Source organism: Amycolatopsis sp. M39, from assembly GCF_001651785.1.
GTDB classification, from domain to species: domain Bacteria; phylum Actinomycetota; class Actinomycetes; order Mycobacteriales; family Pseudonocardiaceae; genus Amycolatopsis; species Amycolatopsis rubida.
Genome location: NZ_LWSF01000018.1, coordinates 14,610 through 30,864 on the forward strand (window position 1 = coordinate 14,610; position 16,255 = coordinate 30,864).

The 16,255-nt window shown below is 70.6% G+C and carries 13 protein-coding genes; 3 read left to right on the top strand and 10 right to left on the bottom strand.

Features of this window, described 5'->3' with window-relative positions:
• Nucleotides 1-137: 137 nt before the first annotated feature.
• Nucleotides 138-3,041 (top strand): AAA family ATPase, encoded by a 2,904-nt coding sequence (locus A4R44_RS30035; protein WP_095213705.1) that lies wholly within the window; start codon nt 138-140, stop codon nt 3,039-3,041.
• 82 nt (nt 3,042-3,123) lie between these two features.
• On the opposite strand, the gene A4R44_RS30040 is transcribed toward A4R44_RS30035, so the two are convergent.
• Nucleotides 3,124-3,921 carry a trypsin-like serine protease gene (locus tag A4R44_RS30040; RefSeq protein WP_067588213.1) on the bottom strand — a complete coding sequence of 266 codons (798 nt, stop codon included), beginning with the start codon at nt 3,919-3,921 and terminating at the stop codon, nt 3,124-3,126.
• Between the two features lie 288 nt (nt 3,922-4,209).
• Between A4R44_RS30040 and A4R44_RS30045 the strand changes: the two genes are divergently transcribed.
• A complete protein-coding gene (locus A4R44_RS30045; RefSeq protein ID WP_161269796.1) occupies nt 4,210-5,739 on the top strand; it encodes a protease pro-enzyme activation domain-containing protein in 1,530 nt (509 codons plus the stop codon).
• A 926-nt stretch (nt 5,740-6,665) separates the two neighbouring features.
• Nucleotides 6,666-6,989 (top strand): hypothetical protein, encoded by a 324-nt coding sequence (locus A4R44_RS49355; RefSeq protein ID WP_067588217.1) that lies wholly within the window; start codon nt 6,666-6,668, stop codon nt 6,987-6,989.
• 56 nt (nt 6,990-7,045) lie between these two features.
• Here A4R44_RS49355 and A4R44_RS30055 read toward each other — a convergent pair whose 3' ends face one another.
• The 9 genes from A4R44_RS30055 to A4R44_RS30095 all read right to left on the bottom strand — a co-directional run bounded on the left by A4R44_RS30055 (nt 7,046) and on the right by A4R44_RS30095 (nt 15,996).
• Nucleotides 7,046-7,807 carry an SDR family NAD(P)-dependent oxidoreductase gene (locus A4R44_RS30055; protein WP_067588602.1) on the bottom strand — a complete coding sequence of 254 codons (762 nt, stop codon included), beginning with the start codon at nt 7,805-7,807 and terminating at the stop codon, nt 7,046-7,048.
• A gap of 23 nt (nt 7,808-7,830) precedes the next feature.
• Nucleotides 7,831-8,544 carry an SDR family NAD(P)-dependent oxidoreductase gene (locus A4R44_RS30060; RefSeq protein ID WP_157905033.1) on the bottom strand — a complete coding sequence of 238 codons (714 nt, stop codon included), beginning with the start codon at nt 8,542-8,544 and terminating at the stop codon, nt 7,831-7,833.
• The gene (locus A4R44_RS30065; protein ID WP_067588221.1) at nt 8,541-9,410 is read right to left on the bottom strand and encodes a CoA-transferase; all 870 of its coding nucleotides are present in this window, start codon (nt 9,408-9,410) and stop codon (nt 8,541-8,543) included. Before A4R44_RS30065 ends, A4R44_RS30060 begins: the two co-directional genes overlap by 4 nt.
• Nucleotides 9,411-9,416: 6 nt before the next feature.
• Nucleotides 9,417-10,319: a CoA transferase subunit A gene (locus A4R44_RS30070; RefSeq protein ID WP_067588223.1), complete on the bottom strand. Its 903-nt coding sequence runs from the start codon at nt 10,317-10,319 to the stop codon at nt 9,417-9,419.
• Between the two features lie 30 nt (nt 10,320-10,349).
• Nucleotides 10,350-11,495, bottom strand: coding sequence for an acyl-CoA dehydrogenase family protein (locus A4R44_RS30075; RefSeq protein WP_067588226.1), 1,146 nt, complete (start codon nt 11,493-11,495; stop codon nt 10,350-10,352).
• A gap of 6 nt (nt 11,496-11,501) precedes the next feature.
• Nucleotides 11,502-13,037: a class I adenylate-forming enzyme family protein gene (locus A4R44_RS30080; RefSeq protein ID WP_067588228.1), complete on the bottom strand. Its 1,536-nt coding sequence runs from the start codon at nt 13,035-13,037 to the stop codon at nt 11,502-11,504.
• Between the two features lie 26 nt (nt 13,038-13,063).
• Nucleotides 13,064-13,834 carry an SDR family NAD(P)-dependent oxidoreductase gene (locus A4R44_RS30085; RefSeq protein ID WP_067588230.1) on the bottom strand — a complete coding sequence of 257 codons (771 nt, stop codon included), beginning with the start codon at nt 13,832-13,834 and terminating at the stop codon, nt 13,064-13,066.
• 4 nt (nt 13,835-13,838) lie between these two features.
• Nucleotides 13,839-14,642, bottom strand: coding sequence for an enoyl-CoA hydratase/isomerase family protein (locus tag A4R44_RS30090; RefSeq protein WP_095213707.1), 804 nt, complete (start codon nt 14,640-14,642; stop codon nt 13,839-13,841).
• Between the two features lie 112 nt (nt 14,643-14,754).
• Complete coding sequence (locus tag A4R44_RS30095; protein ID WP_067588234.1) at nt 14,755-15,996, bottom strand: TetR/AcrR family transcriptional regulator; 1,242 nt, start codon at nt 15,994-15,996, stop codon at nt 14,755-14,757.
• Between the last annotated feature and the right edge of the window lie 259 nt (nt 15,997-16,255).

Here is a 16,255-nt window from a genome sequence, read left to right on the forward strand (position 1 = left end):
AAAGCAGGCCGAGGACGGGAGTTGGGGCCGCCGAAGACCCGGAGCCAGCTCGCCGGCACCGCCCTGCCAGCGTGTTACGCTGAGTTGGTTTTCGTTCACTCGCCACGAACTACTGCGGTGGCCGCCGGAGGGCGAGCATGCGACATTCCCGTGCCCCAGTTCGCTCCGCGATTTCGGTGCGCGGTGTCCCTCCGCCGCTGATCGGCCGCGACGACGAACTGCGCACGCTGGTGGACGTGGTGACGCACCCGCCCGCGACAGTGCTGATCGAGGGCGAGGCCGGGATCGGCAAGACCCGGCTCGTGCAGGAGATGCTGCGGCGCGCGGATCCCGGGCAGCGGTGGTCCGCGATCGCCCACTGCCGGCCGCTTGGCGAATCGTCCTCGTACGGGCCGCTGGCCGAGATGTTCGCGGCGCACAGCGAATCCGTCCTGGCCAGGCTCGCCACCGGTCCTCGGCTCAGCCCGGCCGTCGGCGCGCTCGGCCGGCTGCTGCCCGAGTTGTCGGCGGCGTTGCCCGAACCGCCGCCGATGCTGGGCGAGCCGAAGGCGGAGCGGCACCGTACTTTGCGGGCGCTGCGCGAACTCCTCGGCGCGCTGGTCCCGGCCGTGCTGGTGTTCGAGGACGTGCACTGGGCCGACCACGGCACACGGGAGCTGCTCCGGCTGCTCATACAGCGACCAGCCGACGGGCTGGCCGTGGCAGCGACATACCGGCCCGAGGACTCCGACGGGCTCGCGCTGAAATTGGCGCGCCGGCACAGCGGGACGGCTACGAGCGCGGCGCTCACGCTCGGTCCGCTGGACCGAGCACAGGTCGGGGAGCTGGCCCGCGCCCTGCTCGGTGTCCGGACGGTTTCCGCGGACTTCGCCGCCGCCCTGCACCGGCGCACCGCCGGGATTCCCTTCGTCGTGGAAGAAACCGCGCGCACCGTAAGCGCCGAGCAGGGGCCGGCGGGCGCCGAGGCCGGGCTGCTGCGGGAGCTGCCGGTGCCGGTGGTGCTCAGCCAGGCGATGTCCGAACGGATGGCGACGCTGCCGGCGACGGCGGTCCGCGCGGTAGAGGCTCTCGCGGTGCTCGGCACCGCGGCGGGACATCAGCTCCTCAGCGAGGTCAGCGGCCTGTCGGAAGAGCAGACGAACACCGCGCTGCTGGAGGCGCTCGCCCGCGGGATGCTTGTCGAGCCGGAACCCAATCGCTACGACTTCCGGCATGTGCTGGCCCGCCAGTCCGTCTACGACCGCCTGCCGGGGCCGAGACGCCGGGAGCTGCACGCGTGCTCGGCGTCCGCGCTCGGCCGGGCGGCGAGCCCGGACCTGGTGCAGGTCGCCGAGCACCACCGGCGGGCCGACGCCGTCGGCGAGTGGCTGGCGACCGCGTGCCAAGCCGCCGTGCAGGCCCGGGACCGCGGCGATCCGTGGCTCGCCGCGGACCTGTACCGCCGGCTGCTGTCCGGGCCGGCCGCGGACGGGTTCCGGGCCGGCGAGATCGCGGTCCTGCTCGCGAAGACCGCGGTCGAATTCATCGACTCCGACGACGCGATCACATTGCTGGGCGACGTGCTCGGCGACGAACGGCTGGACCGCGCGGCCCGCGGGACCGTCCGGCTGCATCGCGGAGTGCTCCTGCGCCGCAAGTCCGGGTGCGTCGCGCAAGGGCGCGACGAGCTGGAGATCGCGGTCCGCGAACTGCGCGACACCGAGCCGGCCGCCGCCTTCCACGCGATGGCGGTGCTGGCCGAAGCGCAGTACGGGGACCTCCCGCTCGCCGAACACCGCACATGGATCGACCGGGTCGACGAACAGCTGCCCACGATCAGCGACAGCACGCTGAAGACCACCGTGCTCGCCAACCAGCTGCACACCATGGTGCAGATCGGCGACCCGGCCGGACGCGAACGAACCGGCGCGCTGCCCGAGCGGCTGCCCACCGCCGACGGCCGCAGGCAGCTGACCAGAGGACTGCTCAACCTCGCCGACGCCTGCGCCTGGACCGGCCACTACCGGCAGGCAGGCCGGCATCTGCGCGCCGGGCTGGCGCGGATCGAGCGCGGTGACGGAACCCCGTTCCTGCTGTGCGTGGCCCGCTCCACCGAAGTGCATCTCGACCTGCTCACCGGCCGGTGGGCCGGGCTTGCCGACCGGGCCGCGCAGCTGCTCGAACGCTACGGCGACGTACCGAGCGTGCGGGCCGAACTGTCCCTGGTGCGCGGATCGCTGGCGGTGGCCGAGGGGAACTGGAGCCAAGCACGCCGCTGGCTGCGCGAACCAGCCCGGCCCGATTTCGCCAACTCCTGCGTCCCGATGTCGCTGGCAGGCTCGGCCGCGCTGATCCGGGCGCGGCTGCTCTGCGGGCAGCCGCGCTCCGCGGCGCAGGAGATCGGGAAAGCACTGGCCAGCACGCGGCGCAAGGGAGTCTGGAGTTGGGCGGCGGATCTCGTTCCGGTAGCGGTGGGCCACTATTGCCGGTCGGGCCGCCGCGAGGACGCCGCGCTCCTGACCGCGGAATTCGAGCGCGGGATCGACGGGCTGGACACGCCGCTCGCGGCGACCGGACTTCAGGTGTGCCAAGCGCTTCTCGCCGATTGCGCCGGAGACGCTGTCTTGGCGGCCGAAGGCTTCGCGCGGGCGTCGGCCCGCTACGCCGGTCTTCCGGCCCCTTACCACGCGGCGCTGGCCGCCGAACAAGCCGCGAGATGTGCGTTGCGCGGCGGCGGATCCAGCGGTGCGGCCGAGATGGCAGCCGTGGCCGAACAGTTCCAGGCGCTCGGCGCGGCACACGACGCCGAGCGTTGCGCGGCCGCGCTGGGCGCGAGCAGGCAGCGCCGCAGCGGCCGTCCGGCATACGGGACACGACTCTCGCCCCGGGAACGCGAAGTGGCCGGGCTGGCCGCGCAGGGAAAGACCAACCGGCAGATCGCCGAGCTGCTGTTCCTGTCGCCGCGCACCGTCGAACATCATGTCGCGAAAGCGATGCGCAAATGCGGTGCCGGTTCCCGCCGGGACCTGCGCGGGCCGAGCGGGACGCCGGGCGCCGAGTGACCGGGCGGGGCGGGCCCCGCCCGGTCACTCGGCGCCCGGTTCTCCCCGTTCCCGGCCCGGATTCCCGTGCCGGAGACTGTGCTCAGACGCCCGCGGTCGCGGTGATCCAGTCCCGGACCTCCTTGCTCACCACGGTCTGGTACCCGCCGAAACCGTCTCCGGCGGTCGGCTTGTGGCCGAACGAGCAGACCCCGATGACGTTGCCGGTCGCCTCGTCGATCGCGGGTCCGCCGGAGTCGCCCCCGGAGGTCTCACCGTCGTTCTTGATGCAGAACGCGTCGCCGAAACCGGCGCCGCAGCCGACCTCCTCGATACTTCCGCTGGAGGTCTTCAGGTCCTCCGGCAGGTTCGTCCAGTCCGGGTTTTCGTACCCCCAGCCGAACACGTGCTCGGACAGGCCGACCTTGGCCTCGCCGACGTCGCCGACCTTGGCGTACTGCGCGACCTGGACCTCCTTGTCCAGCTTGACCAGCGCCACGTCGTTGTCTCCCGGGGCCTCCTGGAACTCGGTGCTGTCGGCGGTCTGGCCGCCGCTGGAGCGGTGCAGCGAACCGATCCGGAAGGACAGGTCCGAGCCGTCGACGCAGTGCTTGGCGGTAAGCACCCACTGAGCGGCGATGAGCGATGCGGTGCAATGGAATTTCTGGTCGGCCTTGCCGTGCAGCGCCGCGATGAACGGCACATCCTCGGTCACTTTGTGTCCACCGACGACGTTCGGCTGCGCCCCTGGGTGCGCGGCCGCTCCTTCAGCGGGCAGCGCGTGGGTCGTGACCGGCCCGGAACCGGTCGCCGCCTGTGCGGTTCCGCCGCACAACGCGGCGCCGATCGCGAAGGCGACACCGGCCACCGAAAGAAAACGGAGCTCGGCTCGTTGCACCATTCTATTCTCCTTACGGCCGACATTTCCCGGGCACTAATTTACCCACCAGGAAAGTCGTCAATTCGACGAGATTGCGGAAAATGTGCCATTCCGATGATTTCGGGCGGCGACGTCAACCATGAACCCCGAAGACTTCGGAAACAAGGCTCCCCGGGTTACGTAGGTGCACCTAGTTTATCCGAATTCCGCCGGCCATCTTCTTTAGGTATGCGCCGCATACTTTCGTCGGTGTCCGTCCGGTTGCAGCCATCCGATGCTTTCCCGAGGCATCGAGAGAGGCAGCTTTCCATGCGAATTCCAATACTTGTTTCGTCCGTCGTGGCGGCCCTCGCCGGCGCCGGCGTCACCGCGACGGCCGCGGCAGCCCCGATATCCGACGTTCCAGGGCTGGCCCCGTGGGCGGCGACGCGCGATCTGGGCCCGGCCGGCGAGCAGCAGCACGTCGTGCTGACCCTGAAGTCGCACGACCAGCCCGGCCTCGACCGCTTTCTCGCTGACCCACGGCATCCGTCGCTGAGCAGTGCGGAATACCAGGCTCGGTTCGGTCCGGCCCCCTCGGCCGAGCAGACCACGGAGGCCTGGCTGGCCGGCACCGGACTCGACGTGCGGCACCGGCCCGGAAGCCAGGTGTTCTCACTGCGTGGCCCGGCCACGCGGGTGGGGATGGCGTTCGGCACCGAACTTCACCGCTTGGCCGGCCCCGGGGGAACCACGGTCGGCGCGATCCGGGCGGGTGCGCTGCCCGCGCCCGTCGCCGAGGTCACCGCGGGAGTCGCCGGACTGGCGGGCGCGGCGCACGCCCGCACCCCGGCACGAGCCAGCCGCGCAAACTCGCCCGCGGACGTGCATCCCATGGGCCCGCAGGACTTCGCTTCATTCTATTCGGTCCCTGCCGAGCCCTCGGGACGCGGGCAGCGCGTGGCCGTCGTCGGCTGGACGAACATGGACGGGGTCGTTTCCGACCTCGCCCAGTTCCAGCAAGCGCACAAGCTGCCGCAGGTGCCGATGACGGTCGACTACGTCGACGGCAAACCCACCGCGGTCAACGACCAGATGGAATGGGATCTGGACACCCAGTACGCGACCGCGATGGCCCCGGGACTGGACGAGGTCCACGTCTACGCCTCCCGCTCCAGCGAAAACACGGATCTGACCGTGGCGTTCTCGAAATGGGCGGACGAAAACGCCTATCCGGTCGCCAGCGCCTCGCTCGGCGATTGCGAGACCGACGCCAAAGACTGGGTCGGCGCGCTGGAGCCTGTGCTGCAGAAAGCGGAAGCGCAAGGACAGACGCTGCTGGCCGCGAGCGGCGACGACGGCACCGGCTGCTTCAACGGAGTGCCGGACCAGCGGTCCTACCCCGGTTCCAGTCCTCACGCCGTCGCCGTCGGCGGCACGGAGATCACCGACATCAGCGGACACCAGGTGACCGGGTGGTCCGGCTCCGGCGGCGGCGAAAGCGCAGCACTGGCCAAACCCGCCTGGCAGACCGCGCCGATCCCGCACGGCACCGGCAAACGCGCGCTTCCCGATCTCTCGTTCGCCGCGACGAACTACAGCATCGTCGACAACGGCGGGTCGAACACGGTGGCCGGGACCTCCGCCAGCACCCCGGTGATCGCCGCGTTCCTGGCCCGGGCACGGGAAACCAACCCGAAGATCGGGTTCCTCGGCCAACGCCTCTACTCGCTGGGCGAAAGCGCCTACACCGACATCACCTCCGGGAACAACGGCGAACCCGCGGGTCCGGGCTGGGACTACGTCACCGGTCTCGGCGAACCTGCCGTCACCGCGTGGCTGGCGGCAGTGGCTCGCTGAAACGCTTTCTGGCAAGGGAATTTCCTGTCCGGGACAGTCTGTTCCGGACAGGAAATCCCGCTCTCGGCGAGCTGTCCGGCCGGAGATACTGTCGAATCCGGTGGATCGGCAGGTTTCAGGCGAGCGCCGTTCCGGTCGTTTCGGCCGCGGCGCGAGGGATGCCGGTGTGCTGTCGCGAACTCGCGCCAGCGGGCTTGGGCGGATTCGGCAGACCACGGCGATCCCGGCCGCTCATGAGCGCGGAGCCTTGGTGACCTTGGTCCGCATGCGGACGAGCACGAACAGTGATTCGATCGGATGTGCGGTGCGCAGTGCAGAACTAGAGCAGCACGTCGAGGTCGTCGACAGTCTTGGCGACGGCCTGCGGATACTTCGCACCGTGATCGATGTCGAACGCCTTCATCGCCCATCACGCCGGTCGAGGTCCTCGGCCCGATAGATGTCCTTCCTGGTCCCGAACGCGCCGGATGAGCGAGTCCCGGCGGTTCGGCAAGGACATTTCGCCGAGTTATGAACCCAGCGACGCTGTTGCCGGGCTTCCGGAACATGTCACGGAGCGCCTTCCAGAGCCCCGGTGCGCCGTCTTCGATCGCGAGCACGGGTGTGGTCACGCCCCGGCGGCGGCAATCGCGCAGCGGCTCGGCCCACGATCCGGCGGATTCACAGCAGCCGTCACTGATCGGTGCCGGACAGGTCGCGCTGGCCGATCCAGGCGACGCCGCCGAGGTATTCGCCGCAGGCGCGTTCTCCCGGCGTGCCGGGGAAACGTGGCCCAGGTCGTCCTCGGTCGGGTCGCCGTTTCAGCTGGCTGGAACGACTCCCGGCCGTCGTGCGAGGCCGGCAGGTGTGGTGTTGGCACGGCCGCTTCGCGCGAGATCCGGTCGAGATCGGCCAGACCGAGCGCGGCTTGCCCGAGAGGAGTGAGCGTGATCGAGGTGCCGCGCAGTCGGCCGAGCACCGGGCGGCGCTCGGCGGTGCCTCCGCGCGGGCATCTCGTCGACCTCGTCCGGCTCGGTTCGCCGGGGCCGTCCGGCTGGCGCGGCTCCGCCGAGACGTCGCCACACTGCGCGTCCCGGACGGATCGAGCCGGCGAAGTTCCCCCGGCCGAAGCCCCGCGCCCGGAACCGAAGCCCGCCCCGGCGAACACGCCGGGCCTGCGCCGGACGATGTTCGCGGTCGGCGACATCAACCACACCGTCGCCCGCCTGCGTGCCCACGGAGCCGAGCCGGACGGCGAGATCGCGCGCTAGGAGAACATTTTCCCGCTCCGCTACGGCCGCTCGGCGGAGAGCTCGGCTGAGGGCAGTCACGAGATCGTCATCCCGCTGTCGACCGAGACGATCTGCCCCGTCATTCGCCGGGACTCCTCCGATGCCAGGTACAGCGCGATGGCCGCGATGTCGCCCGGTTCGAGCAGGCCCAGCAGGTGCCGATCGAGCAGGGGCTGCGGGATGGCGCCTTGGTCGAGCCGCTTGGCCAATCGCTCGGTGACGGTGACGCCCGGCGCGATCGCGTTGACCCGGATGCCGTGCGGGGCGTACTGGACCGCCATCGAGCGCGTGAACGAGACGATGCCGCCCTTGGCGATGGCGTAGCAGTCCCGCGCGGGCGGCGGTTTGCCCATCAGCGCGGCCATCGACGTCGTGTTGATGACCGACCCGCCGCCCGCGGCCACGAGTTCCGGCAGCGCGTGCCGGCACATCAGGAAGGTCCCGAACAGATCGCGCTTCATCGTCTGCCAGAACACCTCGACCGGCACCTCGGTCACCGGGCCGTCGCCAGGGCTGGTGCCGCCGACGTTGTTGTACAGGACATCGAGGCGGCCGAACGCAGCGACAGCCAGCCGGACTGCCGCGCGCACCTCGTCCTCCTCCGAGGCGTCGACGCGGGCGAAGACCGCGGTGCCGCCGGCCCCTTCGATCTCCCGGACGACCGAACGCCCGGTGTCCTCGTTCAGCTCGGCAGCCACCACCCTGGCCCCGTGCTCGGCGAACAGGAGCGCGGCCGCGCGGCCGATTCCGGCCCCCGCTCCGGTGATCAGGGCGGCTTTTCCGGCCAGGCGTGCCATTTTCGATCCTTTCGCGACCGTGCTCATCCGAATCGCAATCCGCCGTTGACCTGGACGACCTGCCCGGTCACGAAACCCGCCGCCGGAGCGACCAGGTACAGCACGGCCGAGACGACGTCCTCCGGCGTGCCCATCCGGCGCACCGGCACTTGGTCCGGCGTGGCGCCGGGAACCCCGAACATCCCGCTGTCGATCCAGGCCGGGGACACCACGTTCGAGGTCACCCCGTCGGCGGCTAATTCCGCCGCCGCGGCTTTCGCCAGCCCCACGAGCCCGGCTTTCGAGGCGGCGTAGGCGGCGACGTTCCCCGCCCCGCCGGTCTCCGCGACGAGCGATGCCAGCTGCACGATGCGGCCGTATCCGGCCCGCCGCATGCCGCCGATCACCTCGCGGATCAAGTAGAACGCCCCGGTGAGGTTGACGCGCAGGGCGTCGTCCCATTCGCTCGCGGTGTCTTCCAGTCCGCGCCGCGCCACCACCGCGGCGCTGTTGACCAGGATCGACGGCTCGCCGCCCAGCACGGTTCGGGCCTCGGCCACCGCATTCGCGACCGCGCCTTCATCGCCGATGTCGCAGGGGATGAACACCTCCTCCGGCGTTTCTCGCTCCGGCCGGCGCACGTCCAGGCCGCCGACCCGCGCTCCGGCGGCGCGCAACGCCGCCGCGATCGGCCCGCCCAGTCCCCCGCTCGCCCCGGCCACCAGCGCGACCTGGCCGCTCAGGTCAGGGGCGGTCACGACCGGGCGGCTTCGACCAGTGCCCGCGCCCGATCCCATTCCCGGGTCAGGATTTCGCGCAGGAACGCGACCCGCTCGCGGCCGCCGAGAAAGTCGAACCGGGCAGTGGCGAACGGATCGATCCGCTCGCGCAGCACCCTCAGCTGCGGCTCGGTCGGCGCCCGCGTCACCGGAACCCGGTCCGGCACCGCGAGCTCGAACCCGGTGTTGTCGACCACCTCCTCGACGCTCACCCCGGGATGCACGGACGCGAGGGAGAACGGCTCGTCGTCGGCGTCCTTGCGCAGGACCGCGAGCGGCGAGATCGCGATGACCGGACCGGGCAGCAGTCCCCGCTTTTCGCGCGCCCCGGCGCCGACCGGCGTGCGCCGTCCGGTCGCGAAGTCCACCCGGGGCACAAAGGTGCGGCGGTCGTGCCGGGAGAAATACGCGACCACCGTGTGGTAGTTCTGCACCACCTCCGGCGATCCCGCGCCGCCCGGCAGCCGGACCTTGGGCCGGTCGTAGTCGCCGATCACCGAGAGGTTGATGGCGCCGTCCCCGCCGAGCTGGACCGACGACACGCATTCGATCATGCCCCGGGTGCCGATGTGGACGAGCTGGTTCGACTCGGTGAACGACCAGCGCCCGCGAGCCGTTTTGTAGATCGCCGCCTCCGCGCCGGAGAAGCCCAGCTCGATCGGGTCCATGCCGATCGCGTTGTACCCGGCGAGCCAGGCGTCGGGCGCGTGCGTGAGCTTGGCGAGCATGTAGGCGGCGTAGGCCAGCGGCGTGAACGAGCCGAGCACGGTGACCCGCTCGCCCTCCTCCCGCATCTCCTCGCTGATCCGGCACGCCATCAACTCGTGAATCTCGTACGTGGCCAAGGATATTCACCTTTCCAGGACGGTGGCGGCTTCCACCAGCGCGGAAAGCACCTGCCCCCGGTCGCCGGACACGGCGCGGGCGCGGTACTCGTCTTCGGTTTCGCCGCGGACGCGGTCGAGGTACCTGGCGAACGCCTCGGGGTCCGACGCCGCTTCCTGGTAGTCCAGAAGCTCCCAGGCGTCCATGGCGTACCGCGGGACATGCGAACAGGGATGCGCGCCGAACGGCGCTTCCACCACGGCGTCCACCAGGAAACCGGGGATGCGGGTCAGCTCGGCGGACTCGGCGATCCGTTCCCCGGACACGATTTCCTCGCAGGTCACGATGACCCGCGACGCCGCCCGCGCCAGTTCCGGGTCCTGGCCGTAGGTGCCGTCGAACTGCGCGTTGCCGAGTTCGTCGCAGCGGGACGCGTGCACGATCGCGACGTCCGGCCGGATCGCCCGCACCGCGGGCACGTCCTCGTCGCCGAACGACGTGCTGGCCCGCCCGTAGACCTCCGGGTGCAACGGCACCAGGTCCGACCCCTCCGGACCGGCCAGCGGCAGGAAGGGCACGCCACGGCCGGCGGCTTCGAGAGCCAGCTGCAACGAGATCGCGCTGACCTCGGTGATCGCCAGCTCCCCGGACTGCACGGCGCGCCGGAAGTTCGCCGCCATCCCCATCGCCTCCATGGTGACCATCGAGAACGTGAGATCAGCGAGCGCCCCGGCCCCGACCAGCAGGTCGACGTCGATCGAGCCGAGCAGGGCGATGCCCGAGACGTCCGTGCGCCCGGCCCGCACCAGCTCGCGGACCGCGGCCATCGGGTGGTTGGCGAACCAGGCGCCGCCCAAGGCGACCGTCGCCCGCTCGGGCACGAGCGCCGGGAGTTCGCTCAGTGCGACAGTTTTGCTGCGAATCGACATTCCGCTCCTTCGATCGTGACGACGCGGGCGCTATCCGGCGAACAACGAGCGTCCGATGATGTCTTTCATGATTTCCGTGGTACCGCCGTAAATGGTCTGGATGCGCGAATCCAGCCACGCCTTCGCCACCGGGTATTCGAGCATGTAGCCGTACCCGCCGTGCAGTTGCAGGCAGCGGTCGATCACCTTGTTCGCCAGTTCGGTCGTCCACCACTTCGCTTTCGCCGCGTCAGCCGGATCCAGTTCGCCCGCGTTGAGCGCTTGGACGCAGCGGTCGACGTACACCTGCGCGATGTCGATCTCGGTCGTGAGTTCGGCGAGCAGGAACCGCGTGTGCTGGAAATCGGAAATGGGCCTGCCGAACGCCTCGCGCTGCCGGCAGTACTCGACGGTGGCGCGGCACACGTGGTCCGCTCGCGCGAGAGCGGTGACCGCCACGGTCACCCGTTCCTGGGGCAGATGCCGCATCGAATACGAGAATCCGAGTCCCTGCTCCCCCAGCCGGTTGGCCGCGGGAACGCGGACCTCGGAGAAGAACAGCTCGGCCGTGTCCTGCGCCTTCTGGCCCACCTTCGCCAGATTGCGTCCCCGCGTGAAACCGTCCATCCCGCGCTCGACGACGAGCAGCGTGATTCCGCGCGCCCCGGCGGAAACGTCGGTCTTCGCCAGCACGATGACCAGATCGGCGTTGATTCCGTTGCTGATGAACGTTTTCTGGCCGTTGAGCACGTAATGGTCGCCGTCGCGCGTCGCGGTGGTGCGCAGGCCCTTCAGGTCGCTGCCCGCGCCCGGTTCGGTCATGCCGATCGCGGTGATCAGCTCGCCGCTGGCGAACCCGGGAAGCCAGCGAGCCTTCTGTTCGGCCGTGGCGAGGTCGGTCAGGTACGGCGCGACCACGTCGTTGTGCAGCGTGAACCCGGGCCCGGTCGCTCCCGCTCTCGCCATTTCCTCGCCGAGGACCGCGTTGTAGCGGAAATCCCGGACCCCGAGCCCGCCGTATTCCTCCGGCACGCTGAACCCCAGCAGGCCTTTTTCCCCGGCCCGCGTCCAGAGCGCACGCGGGACGATGCCTTCGCTCTCCCAGCTCTGCTGATGCGGCACCACTTCCCTGGCCAGGAACTCGCGCGCGGTCGCCCGGAATTCTTCGTGTTCTCGGTCGAACAGGTCACGTCGCATGGTCGCTCAGTCCCGCACCTTCCCTGTGCCGTCGCCGGGCCATTGCCGGCGGATTTCGCGTCGAAGCACTTTGCCCGTCGGGCTCCGGGCGAGCTCGCTGACGAACCGGATCCGTTTGGGGATCTTGTAGCCCGCGATCCGCCCGCGGCAGTGCTGTTTGAGGTCCTCCGCACCGGGAGCGGCACCGGCCAGCGGCACCACGGCCGCGGTCACGATTTCCCCCCAATAAGGATCCGGCGTGCCGACGACTGCCACGTCCCGGACGTCGGCGTGCTCCAGCAGCACGTTTTCCACTTCGGTCGGGTAGACGTTCTCGCCGCCGCTCACGATCTTGTCGTTCAAGCGGTCCACGAGGTAGTGGTAGCCCTCCGCGTCCCGGTACGCGAGGTCGCCGGTGCGGAACCAGCCGTCGCGAAAGCATTCGGCGGTCGCCTCGGGCTGGCGCCAATAGCCGGACATCAGGTTCGGCCCTCGGCAGGCGATCTCGCCGATTTCGCCCGGCCCCGCGTCTTTCCCGTCTTCCGTGACGACCCGCATCCGCATGCCGACCGCGCTCCGGCCGATCGACTTCAGCAACCCGGGCGCTCGCTCCGGCTGATGGTCCTCCGGCGGCAGCACGCAGACGCCCAGCGCCTCCGTGCTGCCGTAGCCGTTGACGAATTCGCACCCCCAGGTCTCGATGGCACGCCGCAGCAGGCCCGGCGGCATCGGCGCGGCACCGTAGAGCACGCGCCGGAGCCGCGAGGGCGCGTTCGCCGGCCATCGCGCGAGGACGTCCCGGATCATCGACGGCACGAGCTGCGCGTGGGTGATTTCGCCGCTGGACAGCGCCGCGGCGGCGTCCGCCGGATCGAATCTGACGAGTTGCCGGCAGGTTCCGCCGAGGTAGGTGAACGCGTGGCCGAGCTGCGCTCCGATGTGGAACATCGGCATCGCCGCCAGATACACCCCGTCCGGCCGCGCGCCGATCTCCTGGCCCAGCGAAATCATCGCGGCGTGCAGCGCACCGTGCGTCAGCATGGCGCCCTTCGGCTGACCGGTGGTGCCGCTCGTGTACGAGATCATCGCGAGCCGGTCCGCCGGGAATTCCGCGGGCGCCGCCGCGGGCGCCGCCGCCGCGATCGCGTCCTCGTACCGGAGCACCCCGGCCGGAATCTCCGGATCCGCGGCTGCGAGGAAAACCATCGGCCGGTCCGCCGCGGCCCGCGCCGCCGGGTACAGCCGCGGACCGACCACGAGCAGGGCAGGATCGCAATCCTCGACGATTCGGCCAAGCTCCGGAGCCGACAGCCGGAAGTTCAGCGGCACGTGGACCGCACCGGCGCGCAACGTCCCGACCCGAACCTCCAGATACTCGATTTCGTTGTACGCGAGCACCGCGACCCGGTCCCCGGGTCCGATCCCCCGCGAGCGCAGGAATTCCGCGAACCGGTCGGCGCGGTCGCTGACCTCGGCGAAGCTCAGCGCGCGGCTCGCCACGCGCACACACGTCTTGCGCGGGCGGCGAGCCACCGCGTGCGCGAGCAGATCCGGTACTTCCACTCCGATCTCCTTCCGAACACGTGCGGCTACCGGGTGGTGAAGCCGCCGTCGACGACCAGGGTGTGGCCGGTGACGAAGCTCGCCGCGGCGGACAGCAGGAAGACCAGCGCCCCGTCCAGGTCCTCCGGACGGCCCAGCCTGCCCAGCGGCGTGCCGCCGGTGATCCAGTGCGGCGCGCCGCCGTCCGCGGAGACCAGCCCGTCCGTCATTTCCGAAGGGAAGAAACCGGGCGCGAGCGCGTTGACCCGGATCCGGTGGCGACCCCACTGCGAGGCCAGCTCCCTGGTCAACCCGATCAGTCCGGCTTTGGAGGCGACGTAGCCCGCCTCCGGCATCGGTGCGGTCGAGCGCAGGCCCATGATCGAGCTGACGTTCACGATCGAGCGGGCGCTCCCGGGAAGTTCGCGCATCGCCCGCGCGGCGAGCGCGGCCAGCGCAAAGGGCGCGACCAAGTTGATTTCCAGCTGCCTGCGGAACGTTTCGACCGCCTCCCGCGACGCGGGTCCGGGTTCGCTCACTCCGGCGTTGTTGACCAGGCCGTCGAGCCTGCCGTACCGGTCGAGCGCGGTCTCGATCAGCCGCACCCGGTCCTCGTCGACCGCGACGTCACAACGCACCGCCGTCGCGGAGGGCAATTCGCCGGCCAGGTCCCGCAACCGCTCAACGCGGCGGGCAGCCACGACGACACTCGCACCGGCCGCGCTCGCCGCGCGAGCCATCCGCTCGCCCAATCCGGAACTCGCTCCGGTGATCGCGACCACCTGTCCGTCGAGCGGCCGGTTTCCGCTCTCCTGCACGGTTTTACCGCCCCTCGCTCGCCCTGCCGCCGATCTGTTCGGCGATCGTGCGCAGACCCGGGACCACCCCCGGCTCAGCCAGTGCGGCGGTGAACGCCTCGTCCTCCCGCCGCCGCGCCGCTCGCGCGTCGATCGCGCGCGACGCGGCCAGCAACCGTTTGGTGGCCGCCAGCGAACTCAGCGGAGCCGCGGCGATCCGGTCGGCCAGCGCCGCCACGGCCGCGCCCAGCCGCTCCACCGGAACGCTGCACAACGCCAGCCCCGCCTCGACCGCCTGTTCCGCGCTCAGCCATTCCCCGGAGTAAAAGAGATGCGCCGCGCGCTGAGGACCGAGAATGGCGGGCAAAGTGGCACTGCTGCCCGCCTCGGGAACGAGCCCGAGCGCGGCGAACGGCACCCGGAACCGCGCGTTGTCCGCGACGATCACGATGTCGACGTGGCCGAGCAGGGTGAACCCGATACCGACCGCAGGCCCCGCGACAGCCGCGAGCAACGGCTTCGGAAACTGCTCAAGCCGGCCGAGGAACCGCTCATAGGCCGCGCGGGCAACGTTCCTGCGCGACTCCGACGCCGCGGCCAGATCATGCAGGTCGGCACCGGCGCTGAACCGGTCCCCGCCGCTCAGCACGACGCAGGAGACTCCGGAATCCGCTCCGGCCTCCGCCAGCAGATCGGCCAGCTCGCCGTAAAGCTCCGCGTCGAAGGCATTGCCCGCGGCGGGCCGGTTGAGCGTCAGTTCGAGCACTCGGCCCCTCCGCTCGGCGAGCACTCTTTCAGCCGTCCCCGTCTTCGCCGCGGAAGTAATCATGGCGTCAGGTTATCACGGCCGCGGCGAGGAGCCAACGGTCTTCTTCGGACAGTGCTTGCCGCGGATAGTCCACGCACCGCAACGAAAACACCTCAGCCGGGAACGACGGCGGTCAGGCCGGGCGGGAGAACCCTCCGATGAACAGCCGCTCGACACAGGTCGCGACCCGCTCGTCCGACAGGTCCGCGTCCCAGCCCAGGATCAACCGCGTGTAGACCACCGACTCGTCGCACAGCGAATAGATCTCGCCGACCGCCGAGGCGTCGCAGCCGGCATCGGCGATCCCGACCTGCTGCCCGAACCGGATCGCCTTCGTGAGCGCGTCGACGAAGTTCGCGCGCATGCCGATCCACGGTTCGGCCGCCTCGGCCCGCCGCTGCAGAAGCTCCTGCCACACCCGGAACAACGCGATGTGCCGCCGGTAGACCTCGAAATAGGCCAGCAGGGTCGCCCGGATCGCCAGCCTCCCCCGCACCAGCGGCAGGTGCGTCTCACGGACGATGTCCGCCTCGGCGGTGGCCTGCAAGCTGCGGAAAATGTCTTCCTTGTCGAGAAAATAGCGGTAGACCGTACCCGAGGAGACCCCGGCGATCCGGGAGATGTCCAATGCGGTCGTTCCCGCCAGGCCATGGTCCTCGAAGGCGCGCAACGCGGCCCGGCGCACGCTCTCCCAGGTCTTCTGCCCGCGCGTCGACCGCGGGCCTTCCTTGCCTTCGGCGGGTTTCCACTGGATGAAGGGCCGGGAACCGGGCCGGATGTCGTGCGGCCGGGTCGCGATGTCGATTTCCGACCGGGGCGGCACCGAGGTCTCGTCCGCGTACAGGCCGTTCCCGACCAGCCGGGCCAGGTTCCCGGCCAGCTGCGCGGCACGGTCGGCCGACCAGCCCGCCGAGATCGCGAGCGCGCAGTGCAGCAACAGGTCGACCAGAACCCGGGACAGCACGAGGCGTTCCTCGTCCGGAACCGGCAGGTGCGCCCCGAACGCTTCGACGACCTTCCCGCGCAGCCGGGCGAAACGGTCGATCTCCCCGGTTCCGGGGCGAGCCAGCTCGAAGAGCGCGCGCACCGTTCCGGCGTGCGATTTCGCGGCCGACAGCCAGCGCCGCATCGCCTCGGCCAACCCCTCCGACCGGCCGAGCGACTCCACGGCGTCCTGCTCGAAGAGGTCCACCAGCTCGGCGAACAACGCGCCCTTGCCGGGGAAATACCGATACAGCGCACCCGTAGTGACGCCGACGGCGGCGGTGATGTCGGCCAGCCGGGCCCCGGCGAAGCCGCATTCGGCCATGCACCGTTCGGCCGCGCCGAGGATGGCCTGCCGCGTCGGGATCCCGTCCTGCGCGCGGCTCGTCATTTCGCCCCCGCGACCACTGCGACCTCGCGGCCCATGCCGCCCCCTCTCGCTACGACCGGACCAGCCGCCGCGGCCCCCGCCGAACCAGGTCCATGAGGGTCTCCCTCCACCGACGCTGTTCCCCTCACGACCACGACCGCCCGCCCGCACCCGCGTGCACGACTCACCAGCGCACCCGAACCCGGCCCGGCACTCCGATACGACCGGGAGCGAGGGGCAATCGGTCCCGCCACGATAACATGACACCACTCTATGCCTC

Coding starts and splice junctions, on each gene's coding strand:
- A4R44_RS30055 (WP_067588602.1), bottom strand. CDS start 7,807: ATGGCACGCCTGGCCGGAAAAGCCGCCCTGATCACCGGAGCGGGGGCC.
- A4R44_RS30095 (WP_067588234.1), bottom strand. CDS start 15,996: ATGACGAGCCGCGCGCAGGACGGGATCCCGACGCGGCAGGCCATCCTC.
- A4R44_RS30075 (WP_067588226.1), bottom strand. CDS start 11,495: ATGCGACGTGACCTGTTCGACCGAGAACACGAAGAATTCCGGGCGACC.
- A4R44_RS30045 (WP_161269796.1), top strand. CDS start 4,210: ATGCGAATTCCAATACTTGTTTCGTCCGTCGTGGCGGCCCTCGCCGGC.
- A4R44_RS30090 (WP_095213707.1), bottom strand. CDS start 14,642: ATGATTACTTCCGCGGCGAAGACGGGGACGGCTGAAAGAGTGCTCGCC.
- A4R44_RS30040 (WP_067588213.1), bottom strand. CDS start 3,921: ATGGTGCAACGAGCCGAGCTCCGTTTTCTTTCGGTGGCCGGTGTCGCC.
- A4R44_RS30035 (WP_095213705.1), top strand. CDS start 138: ATGCGACATTCCCGTGCCCCAGTTCGCTCCGCGATTTCGGTGCGCGGT.
- A4R44_RS30070 (WP_067588223.1), bottom strand. CDS start 10,319: ATGTCGATTCGCAGCAAAACTGTCGCACTGAGCGAACTCCCGGCGCTC.